This window comes from Microcoleus sp. OTE_8_concoct_300 (assembly GCF_031383065.1).
Lineage (GTDB): Bacteria > Cyanobacteriota > Cyanobacteriia > Cyanobacteriales > Microcoleaceae > Microcoleus.
Map to the genome: position 1 here is coordinate 1 of NZ_JANMZH010000586.1, position 17,952 is coordinate 17,952.

Sequence of the window (17,952 nt, forward strand, 5' to 3'; positions counted from 1 at the left end):
ACTTCGGACTTTGTACCCGCGCCGGCACATCTGTCAGTCCCGCCTTCTGCATCAGCGAAATCACCCCTATAGATAGAATTCCCCCAATAATTGCCCCAACAACTACCAGGATGAGAAAGACCTTTTGCAGAGTCTTTTTAGTAGCTGGGTGGTACTGTCTCGGCAATTCTTGACCTTGCTCGTCAACTTCTTGCTCCAGGGGGTCTAGCGGATTGGATGGATTTGAGTTAAAAGGATTGGGCGCTTGATTCATGGCTGGCTTTGGTTAAAGGAGATCAACAACTATTTTAACTTGCGATTTACCGTCGCAGCTTAAATAATACATTCTGATTTCACTCAAGACTCTATAAATTTTATTAAGATACCGAGAATTTTACCAACATTATTAATAAAATATTCCCTGGTGTCAATCTCGATCGCAATTCCTTCTAGTTTGAAAAATTTCCAAATACTCCCAGTTGTGACAACTCCATAAATTGTCTGAATGTCATTTTCTTGACGCTGGTTAAATATTTGTGCTGCGATCGTTTCTGCCATGCACTGTCCTAAGCCGGATTGGATGTTGTCATTTTTGGCTTCAACCAAGGCGATAACTGGGGATTCAATGACTAGCTGTTCCGGCGATCTGCTAATTAGAAAATCGCAATAACCGCTCAAACCCCTAGCAGCGTCTACATTGAATTCTCGACCGGAAAATAAACTCATCCGTTGCGGCAGCAGTTTTTTTATCTCAACTAATATGGGCGCGACAATTAGCTCGGAGCGAGCTTTCTCGGAATTAATTTCTAGTGCTAAAGGCAGATTGAATTGCAAAGTTTCTTGCAAAAAACTGCTTGGTTCTACTTCGGGAATGTCAGCAAACAAGCCCATCTTGCTCGACAAGGCGATGCCGAAAGTTGCCTTAATTTGTTCTATGCTAAATTGGCTGTAGGGCATTTCACTGCCTCTGGCGAAAAAATAAGTGTTTTTAAGAAGCTAACATTATATCACTTGAGGCGCTAAAATTTGAAGCGGGGGTATTTATATACTTGCCTGCTTGTCCAATGCTTTCTGTCAAAGACAATTACTATGACGTTACGCGAACTTCAAGACCTAGCACTGAGGTTGTCTGCCGAAGAGCGATGGCAGTTGATCGATGCCTTGATGCGCTCGCTCCAACCGAAACCCCGATCGAAGGTGAAACCGAAGGGTTTAGCCGCGAGTTTAATTGGCATTGCGAAAACGGACGCGCCACCACCTACAGATGCCGAAGTAAAGGCAATGTTGGATGAGCGGTTAGTGCAAAAGTATCTGTGATGAAAGTTTTATTTGATACCAATATTTTACTGGATGCAATGCTTGCACGCGAACCTTTCGTAGCGGATGCTGCTTTTTTACTGAATGCAGTTGAATCTGGGCGAGTTGAAGGGTTTATGTCGGCGACAACGGTTACGGATGTGCATTATTTGGTTGGACGACAAACCAAGAGTTCTGAAGCTGCGATTGCCGCCGTAACTCGACTTTTGGCATTGATGGAAATTTGTGCGGTGGATAGAGAGATTCTGGAACAAGCGATCGTGCTGGGATTGCCGGATTTTGAAGATGCGGTACAAATAGCGTGTGCGATCGAGTTAGAGTTAGAGGCGATCGTTACTCGGGATGTGAATGGATTCGCAGGGTCGCCGATTCCCGTTTTGTCACCTCAAGAACTGAGAAATCGGTTGCTCTAGCAGAGGGCTGAATAAATTAGGCGATCGGTGTTTCATCCCCGGCTTCAAAGCGCGGAAATGAAACACTTACAAAATAAGGTAGAAAATATCTGTTATCCTTCTGCTTTTGACAAACGATCGAGAGAAATTGTTGCCGCCTTAGATACTTGAGAATTGCTGTCTTTTTCTAAGTATTTTAAAGCCGAAACGCTCTTAACACTCGGCAAATTGCCCAAAGCTTCAGCCAGCCTCTGGCGGATCAGCCAATCTTCCGACTGAGCAAAATTGAGGATGCGATCGATCGCCCCAATTTCCTTAATTTCCCCCAAAGCCGAAATTGCCGCCTGCTGGATCACCACTTGCTCGCTGTCGAGAGCTTTTAGCAGCACGTCGCGAGCCCGGGGATCTTTGAGATTCCCCAGAGAAACAGCAGCACTGAAGCGCACCAGCCATTGAGTATCTTCGTAAAAAGCCCGCACCAAAGCATCAAAAGCTCTGATATCTTCCAGATAGCCCAAAGCACCAGCAGCGTCAGCGCGAATGCCGTAATCTGGGTCTGTTTCTAGCAATTTGACTAGAATGGGATAGCACTCTGCTGTCGGTTTGACCCCAAGAGCAAACACAGCCATCGAGCGCACCTGCAAACTTTCGTCGTTCAACACCTTTTTAATCAAAGGCACCGCAATAGCTGCCGGCACGTTCCGCAAGTTTGCCAAAGCCACCATTCGATCGGCTGAATTTTCGCTTTCTAACTTGGCGGCAATTTGCTCTAAGCTTAAAGTTGTCATTATGGATAAATCTTGTAGTAAAACTTTACATTCGGGTTATTTTGATTATAAGGGAGTCTCAGGAGAAAAGCAGGCAGTAAAAACCGCCCTGCGTATTTGAGCAAGCGTGAGATTGCGAATGAGTGACACCATTAATCTAAAGCTGAGATTGCGTAGAAAAAATCAATTAGAAGTCTCTTATTTAAATCCCAAGCACAGGCGAGGTGTTTGTGCCGTTCCCCAAGGCTTTGCCCGATAGTTAGCCGCCCTCTGACAACTTGCAATCAACTATGCCCTTTTACCACCCGCCCTTTTACTCCTCAGCCTTAGAACAAGCGATCGATCGCTACCCCCTCACTGCCGGGCCACAAACTTCCTTAGCAGTGGCGATCGCCCTGATGAGTCAGTTGCAAAACAGTTGTCCCCTAGTCAAAATACCTTTACCCTCAGACCGGGGAGTGATGAACGAAGGGTCCGCGCCGGAAAAGGTGCGGGCCCACTGCGTGCTCGTCGTGAAGAACCAGCAAACTATTACCACAGGCAACTTCTCCACCCACCCCAGAGAAGGGCTGTTAATCGGCATATTAACTCCCGCCGACGTTGTGAGGCTGATAGCTTCAGGCAAAATAGACACTCAGCAAAAAGTAGCCCTGCACAAAATACCAATTTCCGAAGTGATGTCCCCGGTGCCGGTCTCCCTGACAGAATCCGATGACCAAGACGTGTTTACCGCTTTATCCTTATTTCGCCAGCACCGCATTCGGTATTTGCCGATCGTTAATCAATTGGGCCACTTGGTAGGAGTCTTGACGCGGGAAAGAATTCGCCAAGTATTGCAGCCTTCAAACATTCTCAAATTGCGGCGGGTAGCAGAATTGATGACTACGCCAATTACAGCGCCCCACACCGCCTCGCTCCAGAGCATAACCGAACTGATGTCAGAGCATCAAGTCAGTTGCGTAGTCATTACAAAAAACAAAGAATTAACAATGGAGAAGCCCAAAGATGACTATACCTCCATTTTTCACTATTCCTTTCACCAACCCCTGGGAATTCTTACCGAATACGACATCGTGCAGGCACAATTTCTCGAGCTAAAATTCGACCAAACCCCAGCTCAAAAAGTCATGAGAACTCCCCTGCAATTTCTCCAACCTTCCGATTCCCTGTGGACGGCGCACAAAGAAATGCAGCAGCAACAAGTGCAGCGGTTGGTCGTGTGCGGGGGGCGCGGAGAAATGTTGGGAATTATTACTCAGACCAGCTTGCTCAGAGTCCTCGATCCTACCGAAATGTACCGAGTTGTCAAACAGTTGCAGCAGTCGGTTTATCAACTGCAAGCCGAAAAAGTGGAACTGCTGCAAAACCGCAACGCCAAACTGGAACAGCAGGTGCGGGAACGGACTGCAAAACTCCACGAACAATTGCAGCGCGATCGGCTGTTAACTCACATTTCCTTGCGGATTCACCAATCCTTAAACCTCGAAGAAATTCTCCACGCCAGCGTCGATGAAGTCCGCCAAGTTTTGCAAGCTGACCGAGTAGCAATCCTGCATTTAGAGTCGAGCAATTCCGGCATTGTAGTAGCAGAATCCGTTGCCGAAAATTGGCCTTCAATCTTGGGAGAAATCATGCCCGATAATATTTGGCAAGAATCTGCTTCGGTGATCGAACAGGAAATTTATGCCGTCCCCGACATCGACCAAGCCGGTTTGAGCGCCGAAAAATATGCGCGGTTCCAGCAAGCGCAAATCAAAGCTTATTTGATTGTACCTATTTTGCAAGACGGCAATTTGTGGGGGATGATGTGCGTCCATCAGTGTTCCCTATCTCGGCAGTGGCAGCCTTCGGAAGTGGATTTGCTGCTGCAACTGGCAACTCAAATCGCGATCGCCATTCAGCAAGCCCAACTCTATCAGCAAGTGCAAAATCTCAACACCGATCTCGAACGCCAAGTCCAAGAACGCACCGCCGAATTGCAGCAAAAAGTTCACGAACTCCAGCATTTAAACGTCCTCAAGGATGAATTTCTCAGCACAGTTTCTCACGAATTGCGGACGCCTTTAGCTAATATAAAAATGGCTATTCATATGCTGAGAATTTCTCCCACGCCAGACCGGCGCCAGATTTATCTAGAAATTTTAGAAACAGAATGTACTAGAGAAACAGATTTGATTAATGCTTTGCTAGATTTGCAGCGGCTCGAAGCCGCAACTTGCCCGATCGACCTCGAACCAGTAAACTTAGAAGTCTGGCTGCCTACTATTATCGACCCGTTTTACACCCGAGCCCACGACCGCCACCAGCATTTGCGAGTAGAGTGCGATCGCCACCTCCCCACGATTAGTTCCAACCGCGCTAGTTTAGGACGAATTTTAGCAGAACTCCTCAACAATGCCTGCAAATATACTGCCAATGACGGCCAAATTTATCTGAAAGTTGAGTGCAAAAACGGAGACTGGGAACAAGGAGGACAAAGGAAAAATTCGCGACAAGCAAGTGCTCAGGCTTCAGAAATCCAATTTACACTCAGCAATCAATCGTCCATTTCCATAGAGGAATTGCCTCGAATTTTTGAGAAATTTTATCGAGTTCCCAACGCCGATCCTTGGAAACAAGGAGGTACAGGTTTGGGTTTAGCTTTGGTTCAAAAACTTGTCGAACAGTTGCAGGGAAAAATTGAGGTTGAAAGCAGCAATGGCTGGACTAATTTTACCGTCACATTTCCTACCAAGCCGGATGGAAATTAGTCCGCCATCAGTCGATTTTAGATTTGAGATTTTAGACGGGGGCGTAAAACGTTCGGCGAGGGCTCTCCGTCGAAGGATTTGAGATTTTAGATTTACTCCACAGATGAATCTGGGACCTTGAACAAGAGTCTAAAATTTTGGGATCTCCACGACTCCTGTCGGGGGCTTGTATCCCTTTTGGGGTGGGGTCATCTTTTTTGGCTCTCACTCTTTTTCGGGAGCTAGTTTGGGGATGCCAGAGGGTGCTGGTGAAAAATTCAAATATTCATTTTTATCTTCAACAACTGATGATTTAGATGGTTGATACCTCTTGCCTTTGGTCGCATGATTCGCAACTGTGCCCAAGCAGGGTATGCCAAAATTTTCTAATTGACTGAAAACTTTTTTGACTACAGAAAAGCTGACCTGGCGAATTGCGACAACCAGCAGTATTCCATCTGTGCGCGCCGCTAAAAAATTAGCATCTTTACTGTCAACGAGCGGCGGCGTATCGTAGATAACTAAGTCAAATGTTGCCTGAAGTTCTTCCATTAAATACTGCATCTGAGATGAGGCTAGCCGTCTGGCAGTACCGGGAATAGGGAGACCGGCAGTTAATACAAAAAGATTATCTGCTAGAGGCGATCGCTGGATAATTTCATTGGGTTGGTTTTGATTGTCTAGCAAGTTGCTCAATCCCTTGACATTAGGCAGTTCCAACAGCAAGTGCAGGCTGGGCGAATGCAAATTCGCGTCTACTAACAGCACTCGCTGACCCGCCAGCGCTGCCACGTGAGCTAAGTTTAAAGCAACGGTAGATTTGCCTTCGCCAGCTGTAGCCGAACCAACTGCCAAAGAGCTAATCGTTCGATTTGAAGAAAGAAATCGGATATTAGTATAAAGAGAGTCAAAAGCTTCTATAAATTCCGAAGCATTTTTCTTATTACGCTCTTTTCCTTCAAGATAAGCATAGGCATTAGCAATAGAAGGCGGGAAATTTTTAGCATTTTTGTATCGAGGAATTTCTCCCAATAAAGGCGCTTCAAGCGCATCTTTAACGTCATCCGCACAGTAGAAAATATTGTGCAACTTTTCAATGAGGATAGCCGATCCCAGACCCAAAACTAGCGCCGCCAAAATTGCGATCGCGTATTTGTTTTTATTGTTCGATGCAAGTGGAATCAGGTTGCCCTTAGGATCTCGCGGTATCTGTGGTTCAGAAACGATTTCCCAAGGTACTTGGCTTTGAGCTGCTTGGACGCGCAGAGTTTCCCGCTGACTTAAAAGTTGATCGCGAGTGCGGGCGGCGATGTCTAATTGCTGTTGCAGTTCGTTGTAGCGGCGGGCTATACTGGGAAATTCTCTGGCTTGTAGGCTCAAATCGTTTTTAGTTTGGGCTAGCGCCTGATTGCGAGCTTCTAAGACTTGAAGTTGGTTGGCAGTATCAACCAATTGTTTAATCAAGCCTATGCGAATCGAATTTTGAAAATTCTGAACTTTAGAATTGGCTGCCGTGCCTACTAAATTTTGCCCCAAAATTCGCTGCGTTTGCTGGTTGAGCAAAGCTACTAAATTTGCCCGCTTGCGCTCTAAAGCTTCCACTATAGGGTTAGCAGATTTAAAACGAGCTGTTTCTACAGCAATCTGACCTTCTACTTCCTTAACCTTAGCCAGCAAGTCTTTATATTGAGGTTCTTCACTTAAAGCGGAAGCGGCAATAGCTTCATCTGGTGTAAAATCTAATTGTTTTTGCAAGTTAGCGTACAGCGTTTTCTGTTCTTGCTGCACCCTTTGAGTTTCTAACTCTAAAGCTTCTATGGTGCGAATTTGCTGGAGCAATTGCGCGCCTTGTTCTTTAGGATCGGTAATCTTTTGCTGCTGCTGTATCATCTGTAACTGCGACTTCAGGTCATTTACGCGCTTATTGAGTCCCGGAAGCTGGTCTTCAATAAATTTAACACCTTCACCAATGCGAGTCTTGCGTTCGTCAAGACTGTACTTTAAATATTTCTTTTTAGTTTCTTGTAAAATAAACTCAACTAATTCAGGCTTCTGCCCGATGAAGCGAACTTCCAAAATTTTAGTTAGCGTCAAATCATCTACTCCGATGCGCAAAACGACTAATCCGTTTTTAATAAAGTCCTGGGTAACTTCTGGATATCGTTTTTGGACTTGTTTAGCAATAGCCGACAGCATCTGAGGACTCTGGAGAATTTCAAGTTGAGTTGGGTAGTCCAAACTAAAAAAATCTCGACTAGGCACTCCCCCCCCGTCGCCGCGATTGGCGAGGGCAGAGGGGTCAGCAATTCTTGCCTCCGTTGTCACGGGTTCCACTAGCATCCGAAAATCGGCTTGATATGTTTTCTTACCTCCCTTGATCTGATAATGAGTTGCAGCGGCTATTAGACCTATAATCCCAATAATGATTAGGGCTTTTCGCTGAAAAGTCCTGAACAAGGGCTTTAGATTCAATGTTTTCTGAGGCTGCGCGCTTAACTCTTCTCCCTCGTCAACGGAAAATTGCTGCACCTGTCGGCTCTGGTTGCTAATGGGTACGATATGAGCATCCTGTTCTCTTTCCATGTTGACCTCTTTGAGATTTTTTTGGTAAAATCAGCTTTGTTCTGCGAGCCTTCTGCTTGATACTTTGAGCATTGGCTTAAGGATATCACAGGAGATTCTTGGTTAGTCGAGCCGACTTCCTTCTAATAGTTCTCACTACTTTCACATAGTATACAAAAATAACTAAATCCCTATGCTGTGCCGGCTGCAAAAGTTTTTTTGCAACTGGTTGAGAGTTGTATCCGACTGCATTTGGTCTGCTGCGTTGTGCTTGTATTTAGGGGTTTCGGGTGGCGAAGCAAACTTTTTCGGGTCTCGCTCAGCTTCGCTGCCGGGGGCGCAATAACTTTACCAAAATTTTACAATGGATCGTAACACCTCAGCCACCGGTTGCGCGGGTATTGCCTTGTCATCTCTGCCATTTTTCTGTTCGCCTGCGGCGGCAGCAGCACCTGTTAACTTACCCGCTAACTGACAGGCTAAAAAGTTTTCCATTTTTCATGTAGATATAATTAGCAGCATTCAGCCGATTTTTGGAACGGCAACTAATCGAATCAATTTCCGATTAAAATCAGTCTCTTCTTTTAATTATAAACTTTTTGAGGAGCTGGATGACTGCTTAAGTCTATATAATTATTTATCACTCCCATTTTATCACAAACTTCTCTCAAGAGTGAGCTACAGACATAAAATTTAATAATTTGTGTTCTCAAACTCGATCGACATCTCGAAAAAATCAAGCCTTCTGGCTCTTTCTACCGTTCGGGATGGTGCGGAGCAATGTTAGGTTTTTTCGTAGAAAAACTAGGTTTCTGGGTTCCTGGGCTATTACTAAAACTATCGCTTTTATAGCAGAAGCAAGAAGGAAGTTCCGCAACGGATTCGCTTTTTGAGGATTGAACAGATGTAACGGGTGGATGTTGAAGAAAGAAGCGAGAAGGAATAAAAGCAAGGATTTCAGCAATTAAAAACCTCCTCACCGTCGGGCGCGGTTCCTCGATTCGCCATCGGAGCAAGCTATAGCAATCCCTTCGGGAAACGCGCCACGTTTTTTTTTGTTTGAAGGAACTGATGAAAGAGGCAGATGACAAATCCGTAAAAGAGGAGGATAGAAAGAATTCGCCAGTAATGGGAGGATTGCTATAGATGCCGGGATTAGCTGTTTGTAGTTGTTACTTTTGGATTTTACTAATTACCCATTACTGATTAAACCTTACTGATTTTCTGCTTTTTTTTCTCGAAGTTTCAACAAAATTTCTGCATGAACTTCGCGACTAATCGGATAAAAATATGTCAGAATCATGCCAGCAATTAAAGCAATTGTCGGCAGCGGCCCGATCGCAACTCGAATCGCAAACAGTGCAGAATCCGGCTGTACGGGCGCAGCCTGTCCCTGAATAGTGGCGAGAAATCCAGCTCTTTCTAATGCTTGTCCTACTAACCACAAGCCGAGCGCCAAACCGATTTTTTGCAACAACACCATAAACGAATAAAACACGCCTTCGCGTCTTTCTCCTGTTTGAAGCTCGTCGAGTTCAATGACATCCGGTATCATCGACCAAGGTATTAGATAAGCAGTGGAAACTCCGACACCTGCCATGACTGCTAGCAGGTACATCTGGACTACTTGTCCTGGTTGCAGAAAAAATAGTCCGGCTTGTGCGATTATCCACAAACTCATGCCCATAAAATAAACGGCTTTTTTGCCATATCGCTCGCTGACTTTACTCCAAACAGATAACATGGCGAGTGCAGTGCCTTGAACTGCGATCGCAGTTTGGGTAAAAGTTGCTGACGGCAGTTTCATCCAGTCGATTACAAAGTAGGGCAAAATAGAAGCAGTTAATTGCACTCCCAGCCAAGAACAGAGATAAATTCCAATTACGTACAAAAAAGGGCGATTGTTAAATGCAATTCGCACCTGTTCTCCCACCGGCAAGGATGTTGAATTGTCGGCTACTGGATTTTCTTGCAATTGAGAGAGTACGTGTTTGCGGGTTCCCAAAAAGCACCAGTACAAAGGCAATACTGAGATTACTGCACATAGTGCGCCTAAGATTAAGTATTTTTGGGTGTCATCTTTAACTATTGCAAAGATAATTTGCGCTATAATTAGTGACAAAATGCTGCCGCCGATCGAGAAAGAAAACCGGAAACTGTTAAGGCTAGTGCGTTCGTTGTAGTCTTGGGTTATTTCTGGGGTGAGGGCGGTGTAAGGCAGGTTGACGGCGGTGTAAGCCGTGTTAAACAAAATGGCGATCGCCACATAGTACCAAAATAGTATCGTTGGATCTTTGCTGGGAACAATCCACTGCAAAAAGAAGAAGATGCCGAAAGGAATTGCCCCGTAAACGATCCAAGGATATCGGCGCCCCCAGCGGTGAGATGTGCGATCGCTCAAAACCCCCACAATCGGGTCATTTATCGCGTCCCAAACCTTGCCGATCAGCAAAATGTTGCTAGCAGTACCCGCAGCCAAACCGGCGACGTTGGTAAAGAAATACAGCAGGAAAAATACCAAAACATTCGCAGTAATTGCCGGGCCGAGGTCGCCGGCACCGTAAGCTAATTTTGTTGAAAAACTGAGTTTTTTTGTTTCGGGGTTGTCGGCGGCTGGTTGAGGCCCGGAAGTGTTGCTCATAAACTTTAATTTCGGGATTTTTTGGCAGTCACAGTCTTTCCAGTAGGAGTATAACTCGCACTACGCTCTAATACTAAGTTTTTTGTGGGGTTCGGGACTAGCCTGAAGATTCGGTAATTGATAATTGGGTAATTGGTAATTGATAGGTTGGTGGGGGCGGGTTTACAAGATTATTGGTCTGAGGCAATTATTTTTGGTAAAACCCGCCTCTACAGACTTAAGGAAACAGTTGCGAAATCTGAACTTCTATTTCGGGAAATGCTAGCATTGACAAAACATCATCTTCATTAAATACTGTTTCTTGTCGGTAGTTTGCCTCGCCCGGTTCGCGAAAAACATAAACTTGCCGCGTGTTAACATCCAGTATCCAATAATCAGTAATTCCCGCCTTAGCATAAGCCGGTGCTTTCCGATTGCGGTCTGTTTCTAAAGTCGTGTCAGCTATTTCTACTAATAACAAAATATTGTCTGGCGCGGGATGAAAATCTTGGTACAGCCGGGGATCGATTTGCACTACAGCAATATCCGGTTCTGGTTCTGAATTATAACTTAGAGCGATCGGGTCTTGAATGCGAATTAAAGCAAGTCCTGCCAGCAGACTTCTTAGATAGTCGGCTGCACAAAGATTAGTTGCTGCGTGGGGAGGATTTTTTGCACTCATTGAAATAATTTGCCCGTCAATTAATTCTACTCGTTCATCGGAATTGAGAATACCAGTTTCTGTCATGCGGTGGTATTCGTCTACAGTCCACAAGCGTACATCTGTTACAGTCATGGCACAATTTCCTTTTGCGATATTATCTATTATCCTAAAGGCAGAAACCGGGTTTTTTATCAAAATACTAGATTAGAGACTTTAACACTGGTAAAAAACCCGGTTTCTTTGGTATAGTCCCGGACTACTTTAAATCCAAAATGGCAAATCTCAAATCTCAAATCTCAAATCTCAAATTGCTATGTCAGCAATCTAGATTTTGCTGTAATTGCTCCCACACACCACAAAATAGCATTGACAATCTCCGAGCGCTGGATGTCCTCTTCAGCTAAAAAACTCGCAAACTCTTGATCAATATTCAGGTTGTCTGCCAAAGCATAAAGCACTTGCTTGTACTCTGTGGGCATGGGTGTTAATGTGGCTGTAACTAAATTTAACAGCGCGTTCAAACAGTTAAGCATAGTCCCTGATTCGTCAATATCTTCTGCATCCAGCAAGTACAGCGTTTCTGCAATGTCACAAATAGCGTCTATTTGTGTGGGTGGCTTTCCCTGTTTTCTGACATCGATATTGCACAATTGGAGAGCGTTAATCGCTAGTTCTGGACGGGTAAAAAATACAAGTTGACCGCCGGCTACTAAAGGCGGCTCTTGTTCTCCATAGACAATTAGAGTATAGAGATTTGGTATTTCGGTATCGGGGTCGATGCGGAAACCGAACAGCCACAGCAATTTTTCTGTATTTAGGTTTGCTGTTTGCAGTGTTGTTGGGAAATTTTTGGGTTGTGACATGAATTTTTAATCCTTATAAAATTTACTCTCTTAAATCCGGTTTCTACGCAAAATCTGGGTTTTAGTGAGAAATCTATAAATAAACCGGGTTAATCAAGGCAAGAATGCGTAATTTTTGTTTATAAATTTTGCTGGATTATGTCGCAGCACTCAGCGACGGTTGCTCTTTTTTCCATTGCTGCCACTAGGGCTTCGTAAGCGGATTTGTGGCTTTCGATCAGGTTTTTGGCTCGCAGCGAACCCCAGTTTTGTTTGAGTTGAATTTCGGAACTGGGACGGCGCAGTTGTGTTAGAATTGCACTAATTTTTGTACGGTCTTCGGCTCCTCCTTGTGCGCTGCCGTAAACAAATTTTTCGGCCACTATTCCGGCCATCCACACGGTGCAGTATTGGTCTAAAAGTTGGGCGGAAAGAGTGCCGCTTTGGAGTTGAGATGCTAATTGTTCGTCTTCAAATCGGACGCCGCCTTGGGCTGTTTGGCCTTGTTTAAATGCTTCAAGAGCGTTGAGGGCGTAGCTGGTTACGGGAATTCCCAATAGGTGGGCAACTAGGAAGTGTCCGGCTTCGTGGTGAAGGATACGATCGCGCTTTTGTTTGGAAGTTCCCCCCAGCCAATCTAATAAAATTGTACCGCCTTGACCTTGCCACTGGAAACTGTCGAGGGTGGCTAGCCCCAACAGGCAAAAAGTGGCGATCGCAGGTACGGCTTCTGGCAAGTTGAATAGGGGACCCAACAATATTGAAACGGTGATGGCAAAGATAGAAATAGCGATAATATTCAAAGAAGTGTCTTTCATAACTGGGAATTGGTAAAGGGGAATTGGTAAAGGGGAATTGGTTTTAGAGGTAAACTCAGGTACGATCGCGCGATCGGTTTGGCAGCGTCGGGTCGATCGGAGCGCCCGGGGCTTCCGACAGAAACTCCATCTTCCAGTTTGACTGAAAATTGCCGCTCCGAAGCCACCGATATTAAAAAGATATTAAAATAAGTCAAAGTCAAATAAAAGTGTTAGTGGAATCCTTCATGTCAGTTTTGGCAGCGATCGCAGTTTTAGGTATCTTGATTGTCGTTCACGAACTCGGCCACTTCCTGGCGGCGAGACTTCAACACATCCACGTCAACCGCTTCTCTATCGGTTTCGGGCCCATCCTCTGGAAGTACCAAGGCCCGGAAACTGAATACGCCCTCCGCGCCTTTCCTCTGGGAGGTTTCGTGGGTTTCCCGGACGACGATCCAGACAGTACAATTCCCCCAAATGACCCGAATTTGCTCAAAAATCGCCCCGTGCTCGATCGGGCGATCGTCATTAGTGCAGGGGTAATTGCCAACTTGATTTTTGCTTACTTCCTGTTGGTGGTGCAATTGGGCACTGTCGGCGCTGCATCCATGAACTACCTACCGGGAGTTAAAGTCCCGGAAGTCGCCGCGGAAGTCAGTTCGGCCGCGAAACAAGCGGGAATTCGATCGGGCGACGTTGTTCTGTCTGTTGACGGCCTCGAATTGGGCGCGGACGCCAAAGCAATCAAATTATTGGTCACAGCAATCCAAGATCATCCCAACCAACCCCTAGCGTTGGAAATTCAGCGCCAAGAACAAAAATTTGTGGTGACAGTAACTCCTGAACAGTCGCCCGACGGCAAAGGTCGCATTGGCGTGCAGCTAACTTCTAACGGCACTGTCGTGCGGCAGCGGGCCGGAATTGTAGATGCCTTTAGCAAAGCCGCCAAAGAATTTGAGCGGATTGTGGTGCTGACGGTTCAAGGTTTCGGGCAGTTACTTAGCAATTTCAGCCAGACTGCCGACAAGTTGTCCGGGCCTGTGGCGATTGTGGCGATTGGTGCAGGGATTGCCAAATCGGATGCTGCGAGTTTGTTTCAGTATGCGGTGTTAATTAGCGTCAATTTGGCTGTGATTAATATCTTGCCTTTACCTGCTTTGGACGGCGGTCAGCTAGCTTTTCTATTGATAGAAGGACTGCGGGGCAAGCCTCTGCCGAACCGCATTCAGGAAAATGTCATGCAGACTGGTTTGGTGTTGTTGCTGGGTTTGGGAGTTTTCTTGATTATTCGTGATACTGCTAATTTGGCTGGCTTTGATTTGCGAAATTTCATGCAATAGTAAATGAAGGCAGAGGGAAGAAGGAAGTTCGGCAACGGATTCGCTCGACGGATGTAACGGATGTAACGGATGTAACGGATTTCAGGAAGAAGGAAGAAGGAAGAGTTATGTCTACTTTTCCGTTTTCCTATTTTCCTGTTTTTCCCTCTCCTTTTTTTCCTCCGTAATATCAATTCCGGTTGCATTGGAATGATTAAACCGCAGAGTACGCTCTTAACGCAGAGTTCGAGAACAGAGAGATGAATACAGGACTCGGAAGGGCGGATTTGATATAAGTGAGGCAGAGCCTCTGGTTATGGGTTCCCAGGTCGTGCCTGGAAGTTACAAACAAATAACAAGTGACTAATGATTACTGACTAATGACTAATTACTACTGACTACTGACTAATGACTAAAAAGTTAAGTTTGAAACAACGATCGCTCGAAATTCTGATTCGCCTCAAACGCCTCTATCCAGAAGCTCCTTGCACTCTCAACTACGAAACTCCGGTGCAGTTGCTGGTGGCGACGATTCTCTCGGCCCAGTGTACGGACGATCGAGTAAATCTGGTAACGCCGGCTTTGTTTGAGCGTTTTCCCGATGCGGTTGCTTTGGGAAATGCTGATTTAGAAGAACTCGAAAGTCTGGTGCGATCGACTGGTTTCTACCGCAATAAGTCTAAAAACATTAAAGGTGCTTGTCAGGCGATCGTCAATAAATTCAACAATCAAGTGCCGCAGCGGATGGAACTGCTACTAGAATTGCCCGGAGTTGCCCGCAAAACGGCTAATGTCGTTCTGGGTCACGCTTTTGGTATTAATATGGGCGTGACCGTAGATACTCACGTCAAGCGTTTGAGTCAGCGGTTGGGATTGACCGAACATACCGATCCTACAAGGATCGAGCGGGATTTGATGGTATTGTTGCCGCAGCCCGATTGGGAAAATTGGTCGATTCGGTTGGTTTATCACGGCAGAGCAGTTTGTAATGCGAGAAATCCGGCTTGCAATATTTGCGAACTTGCAGATTTGTGCCCTTCTGCTAATAGTTAGGTGTTGCACCAATGTTTAGTACAGGCAAGATGCCTGTACCACAAAAATATTGAGTTATTCCAGATTTGTACCCTTTTGCTAATAGTTAGGTGTTTGGTAAGTACAGGCAAGATGCCTGTACCACAAAAAAGTTGAGTGATTGTGGAACAGGCATCTTGCCTGTTGCCAAAAATCTTGTTGACAAAAGAAATAATTCAAATAAAAGTTATCCAAAATGACAAAAATATAGTAAAATAGTAGATTGTGATTAATCTAAGGATATCAACAGATTATGGCTAAGAAGAGCATGGTCGAGCGCGAGAAAAAGCGCCAAAGACTCGTAGACAAGTACGCCGACAAGCGGGAAGACCTGAAAGACCAGTTTGACCAAGCTAACAATCAGATGGACAAAATGGCGATTCACCGCCAACTGCAACAGCTACCTCGCAGCAGTTCGCGGACTCGCTTGCGGAACCGCTGCTGGGCAACTGGACGCCCCAGAGGTTACTATCGTGACTTCGGACTGTCTCGCAACGTGATGCGAGAAATGGCTCACGAAGGTCTTTTGCCCGGTGTTGTGAAGTCTAGCTGGTAGAAGTCAGTTGACAGTTGACAGTTGACAGTTGACAGTTGACAGTTGTTAGTTGACAGTTGTCATTAGTCAGAAGGAAGTAGGAAGAAGGAAGAAAAAAACTCACAATTAATCGGCAGGATTATGTTTGGGGTTGATTTTTGTTTCAGACTTATGAGTTAAATTTTCCTCCTTCTTGCTTCACTGGCCGCAGCATTTATCAATGCCGAGACTTTCGAGTAACAAGTCGCTGACGGCGTTGGCGATCGCAAATTCGCCGTAGAAGCTTTTAGAAAAATCATAGGCCTGCATTTCGGTGACGATCGCAATTACGAGGCTGCCCACGTCATTTTCGCCTTCCATACGCTGGCGGACATAGATTTGGGCAGCCCTTTTAGCTATTTGCTGGTTGGCTGCTTCTGGGATAAACTCGGAGTCTAGCCATGCCAGCAGCGTTTGTTGGAGCCATTGACCTTCTTGCTCAGGGTTTTTGGCGGGCGGTAAGGTAATAGGTTCGATGGTTTCAGACATGATTATTCCTAATTGCTAATGTTGACTTTGAAAAGTCAATTGACAAATGAGAACTGATAAATATATGCAATATGATATACCGACAATTATACAAGGATATGCCCAAGGCTACTTCTTGATGGCAAATGACGGGGAGGAGAGTTTGGGGTGGTATTCGAGCCGCCAGCGGGCGCTGATTCCTCTGGATGAAAGATTTACCTATCCGAAATCTCTGCGTCGCCAAATTAATCAAAATCGATTTTCGGTGGCTGTGAACCGCGATTTTGGGGCGGTGGTTGAGGGTTGTGCCGATCGCGAAACTACTTGGATTTCTAAGGAGCTCAAACAGATTTACTGGGGTTTGTATGAGGCCGGTTGGGCTTACAGTTTCGAGACTTGGTGCGGGGACGAATTGGCGGGCGGTATTCTCGGATTGTCGATCGGCGGTGCGTTTATTGGGGAGTCGATGTTTTACCGAATTCCCGAGGGTTCTAAGGTGGCGATGGTGAAGTTGGTGGAGAGATTGCGCGATCGATCGTATCTACTTTTCGACGCTCAAATGAACAATCCCCACTTGGAAAGATTCGGCGCTTATACTGTTAAGGAAAAACTGTACAACACTCTTTTGCAAGAAGCTTTAAAGCGCCGCTGCTCGCTATTTTAAATATGTTCTGGAGGGGGAAACTGCAGATGATAGCGGGGGCGATCGCACTTCTGAAATTGATTCTAATCTGATAATTATCCAATTCCGCATCAAAACACTCTCAACAAGACGGAGGCAGAGCCGATCGGCTCTGCCACGCTGGAGTTTGGTAAAATCAAAAATCAAAAATCTCCAATCTCCAATCTCCAATCTAAAATCCAAAATCTAAAATCTAAAATCGATTGACGTTGGCCCCCATTTGCGGCTACGCTTTTAAGTGTAAGGTTGCTTTGCTTGTACAGGAGGCAGCCCGCGTCGCCCAAAAATCTAGTTGCACTGCCCAAAGCTGCGCCAACAGCAATGGACAGCATAACCGCCAAACTGGAACAAGCAGTCTGGAGGCTAACAGAGTATCTTAACATTCTCTGTGGCCGCCCTGCTGTGTGTTGAAATGCGGGGCGGCTGGATTTTTGGGTTTTCTAGGAAAACCCAAAGTCAGGAGAACATAATATGTCACAGGAATTCGTCCCCGACGAAAACGAATTTGCTCGCCCAAATTCCGAGCCCGCAGCAGTATCGGAACAGGATGTGCTGCTGGTAACGGTTGTGGGTTCGCCCCAGGGTGTCAGGGAAACGATTCTTACTTTGTACCGGCTGGGATTTGCTAAAGTCGGCGATTGGAGCCCCCTACAGCGGGCGGCAAATCCGAAGCAGGTGATGAGTGTGCTGATTCGCCGGAAAGTGCGATCGACTGACAGTAAGCCGCCGGGAAGGTAAGCTGCATAATAATGCGCTTTTTCACTCTCCGGCAGGGGTTTAAATCGCTGCCGGAGTGCGTCCAAGTGCATTAATACCAATTTAATGTGAAGTTGCACATATCTCGATCCCCCTAAATCCCCCTTAAGAAGGGGGACTTTGATCGGAATCTTGTCCCCCCCTTATTAAGGGGGGCTAGGGGGGATCGGATTCTACGGGGCCTCATAAAAAATTGGTATAAGTTGATATTTATTGATATTTATGGGCGATCGTCTCGCGTCCTTACCCGTACCTAAACTTTTTAGCTTCGCTATAATATTTCCAATTAAAGCATACAAATCGAGCAAAAAGCAATGGTAGATCCAGTCAGCGCGGGTTTGGGTTTGGGTTGGTTATTGGTCGGCCCTATTTTGCAAGACTTGGCTAAAGCAGCTTTAGACGACTACGTT

At 45.7% G+C, this 17,952-nt stretch carries 19 protein-coding genes; 8 read left to right on the forward strand and 11 right to left on the reverse strand.

All coding sequences use genetic code 11. The annotated features are described in order from the left end of the window. On the reverse strand, positions 1-253 hold a 253-nt coding region (locus tag ACUVJL_RS27030), incomplete at its 3' end, for a hypothetical protein (protein ID WP_445248663.1). 83 nt (positions 254-336) lie between these two features. Further along, positions 337-936 (reverse strand): hypothetical protein, encoded by a 600-nt coding sequence (locus ACUVJL_RS27035; protein WP_445248664.1) that lies wholly within the window; start codon positions 934-936, stop codon positions 337-339. 132 nt (positions 937-1,068) lie between these two features. On the opposite strand from ACUVJL_RS27035, the gene ACUVJL_RS27040 reads away from it, so the two are divergent. Both ACUVJL_RS27040 and ACUVJL_RS27045 read left to right on the forward strand, forming a co-directional pair. Continuing rightward, a complete protein-coding gene (locus ACUVJL_RS27040; protein ID WP_445248665.1) occupies positions 1,069-1,296 on the forward strand; it encodes a hypothetical protein in 228 nt (75 codons plus the stop codon). Beyond that, complete coding sequence (locus ACUVJL_RS27045; RefSeq protein ID WP_445248666.1) at positions 1,296-1,709, forward strand: PIN domain-containing protein; 414 nt, start codon at positions 1,296-1,298, stop codon at positions 1,707-1,709. The genes ACUVJL_RS27040 and ACUVJL_RS27045 overlap by 1 nt, the downstream gene beginning before the upstream one ends. 92 nt (positions 1,710-1,801) lie before the next feature. Here the strand turns inward: ACUVJL_RS27045 and ACUVJL_RS27050 are convergent, their stop codons facing one another. Further along, positions 1,802-2,476 (reverse strand): HEAT repeat domain-containing protein, encoded by a 675-nt coding sequence (locus ACUVJL_RS27050; RefSeq protein WP_445248667.1) that lies wholly within the window; start codon positions 2,474-2,476, stop codon positions 1,802-1,804. A 269-nt stretch (positions 2,477-2,745) separates the two neighbouring features. Here ACUVJL_RS27050 and ACUVJL_RS27055 point away from each other — a divergent pair, with 269 nt between their 5' ends. Beyond that, a complete protein-coding gene (locus ACUVJL_RS27055) occupies positions 2,746-5,205 on the forward strand; it encodes a CBS domain-containing protein (protein WP_445248668.1) in 2,460 nt (819 codons plus the stop codon). Between the two features lie 204 nt (positions 5,206-5,409). On the opposite strand, the gene ACUVJL_RS27060 is transcribed toward ACUVJL_RS27055, so the two are convergent. From ACUVJL_RS27060 to ACUVJL_RS27090, 7 genes are all read right to left on the reverse strand, one after another. Further along, a complete protein-coding gene (locus tag ACUVJL_RS27060) occupies positions 5,410-7,767 on the reverse strand; it encodes a GumC family protein (RefSeq protein ID WP_445248669.1) in 2,358 nt (785 codons plus the stop codon). Positions 7,768-8,094: 327 nt separating this feature from the next. Next, positions 8,095-8,241: a hypothetical protein gene (locus tag ACUVJL_RS27065; protein WP_445248670.1), complete on the reverse strand. Its 147-nt coding sequence runs from the start codon at positions 8,239-8,241 to the stop codon at positions 8,095-8,097. A 718-nt stretch (positions 8,242-8,959) separates the two neighbouring features. Beyond that, complete coding sequence (locus ACUVJL_RS27070; protein WP_445248671.1) at positions 8,960-10,387, reverse strand: MFS transporter; 1,428 nt, start codon at positions 10,385-10,387, stop codon at positions 8,960-8,962. A 217-nt stretch (positions 10,388-10,604) separates the two neighbouring features. After that, positions 10,605-11,162 carry a Uma2 family endonuclease gene (locus tag ACUVJL_RS27075; RefSeq protein WP_445248672.1) on the reverse strand — a complete coding sequence of 186 codons (558 nt, stop codon included), beginning with the start codon at positions 11,160-11,162 and terminating at the stop codon, positions 10,605-10,607. A 179-nt stretch (positions 11,163-11,341) separates the two neighbouring features. Further along, positions 11,342-11,893 carry a hypothetical protein gene (locus ACUVJL_RS27080; protein ID WP_445248673.1) on the reverse strand — a complete coding sequence of 184 codons (552 nt, stop codon included), beginning with the start codon at positions 11,891-11,893 and terminating at the stop codon, positions 11,342-11,344. 119 nt (positions 11,894-12,012) lie between these two features. Further along, on the reverse strand, positions 12,013-12,690 hold the full coding sequence (locus ACUVJL_RS27085) for an ATP-dependent Zn protease (RefSeq protein WP_445248674.1): 678 nt from the start codon (positions 12,688-12,690) through the stop codon (positions 12,013-12,015). Beyond that, on the reverse strand, positions 12,687-12,893 hold the full coding sequence (locus ACUVJL_RS27090; RefSeq protein WP_445248675.1) for a hypothetical protein: 207 nt from the start codon (positions 12,891-12,893) through the stop codon (positions 12,687-12,689). The genes ACUVJL_RS27085 and ACUVJL_RS27090 overlap by 4 nt, the downstream gene beginning before the upstream one ends. A 24-nt stretch (positions 12,894-12,917) precedes the next feature. Here ACUVJL_RS27090 and rseP point away from each other — a divergent pair, with 24 nt between their 5' ends. From rseP to rpsN, 3 genes are all read left to right on the forward strand, one after another. Continuing rightward, entirely contained in the window at positions 12,918-14,012 is a 1,095-nt protein-coding gene (rseP, locus tag ACUVJL_RS27095) for an RIP metalloprotease RseP (RefSeq protein ID WP_445248676.1), read from the forward strand. Positions 14,013-14,399: 387 nt separating this feature from the next. Next, a complete protein-coding gene (nth, locus tag ACUVJL_RS27100; RefSeq protein WP_445248677.1) occupies positions 14,400-15,044 on the forward strand; it encodes an endonuclease III in 645 nt (214 codons plus the stop codon). Between the two features lie 271 nt (positions 15,045-15,315). Further along, positions 15,316-15,618, forward strand: a complete 303-nt coding sequence (gene rpsN / locus ACUVJL_RS27105; protein WP_242721574.1) for a 30S ribosomal protein S14 — start codon at positions 15,316-15,318, stop codon at positions 15,616-15,618. A gap of 177 nt (positions 15,619-15,795) precedes the next feature. Here rpsN and ACUVJL_RS27110 read toward each other — a convergent pair whose 3' ends face one another. Next, positions 15,796-16,125: a hypothetical protein gene (locus tag ACUVJL_RS27110; protein ID WP_190740107.1), complete on the reverse strand. Its 330-nt coding sequence runs from the start codon at positions 16,123-16,125 to the stop codon at positions 15,796-15,798. Positions 16,126-16,171: 46 nt separating this feature from the next. Here ACUVJL_RS27110 and aat point away from each other — a divergent pair, with 46 nt between their 5' ends. Both aat and ACUVJL_RS27120 read left to right on the forward strand, forming a co-directional pair. Then, positions 16,172-16,768 (forward strand): leucyl/phenylalanyl-tRNA--protein transferase, encoded by a 597-nt coding sequence (aat, locus tag ACUVJL_RS27115; protein ID WP_445248678.1) that lies wholly within the window; start codon positions 16,172-16,174, stop codon positions 16,766-16,768. Positions 16,769-17,257: 489 nt separating this feature from the next. Next, the gene (locus ACUVJL_RS27120; RefSeq protein WP_445248679.1) at positions 17,258-17,524 is read left to right on the forward strand and encodes a hypothetical protein; all 267 of its coding nucleotides are present in this window, start codon (positions 17,258-17,260) and stop codon (positions 17,522-17,524) included. The last annotated feature ends 428 nt before the right edge of the window (positions 17,525-17,952 follow it).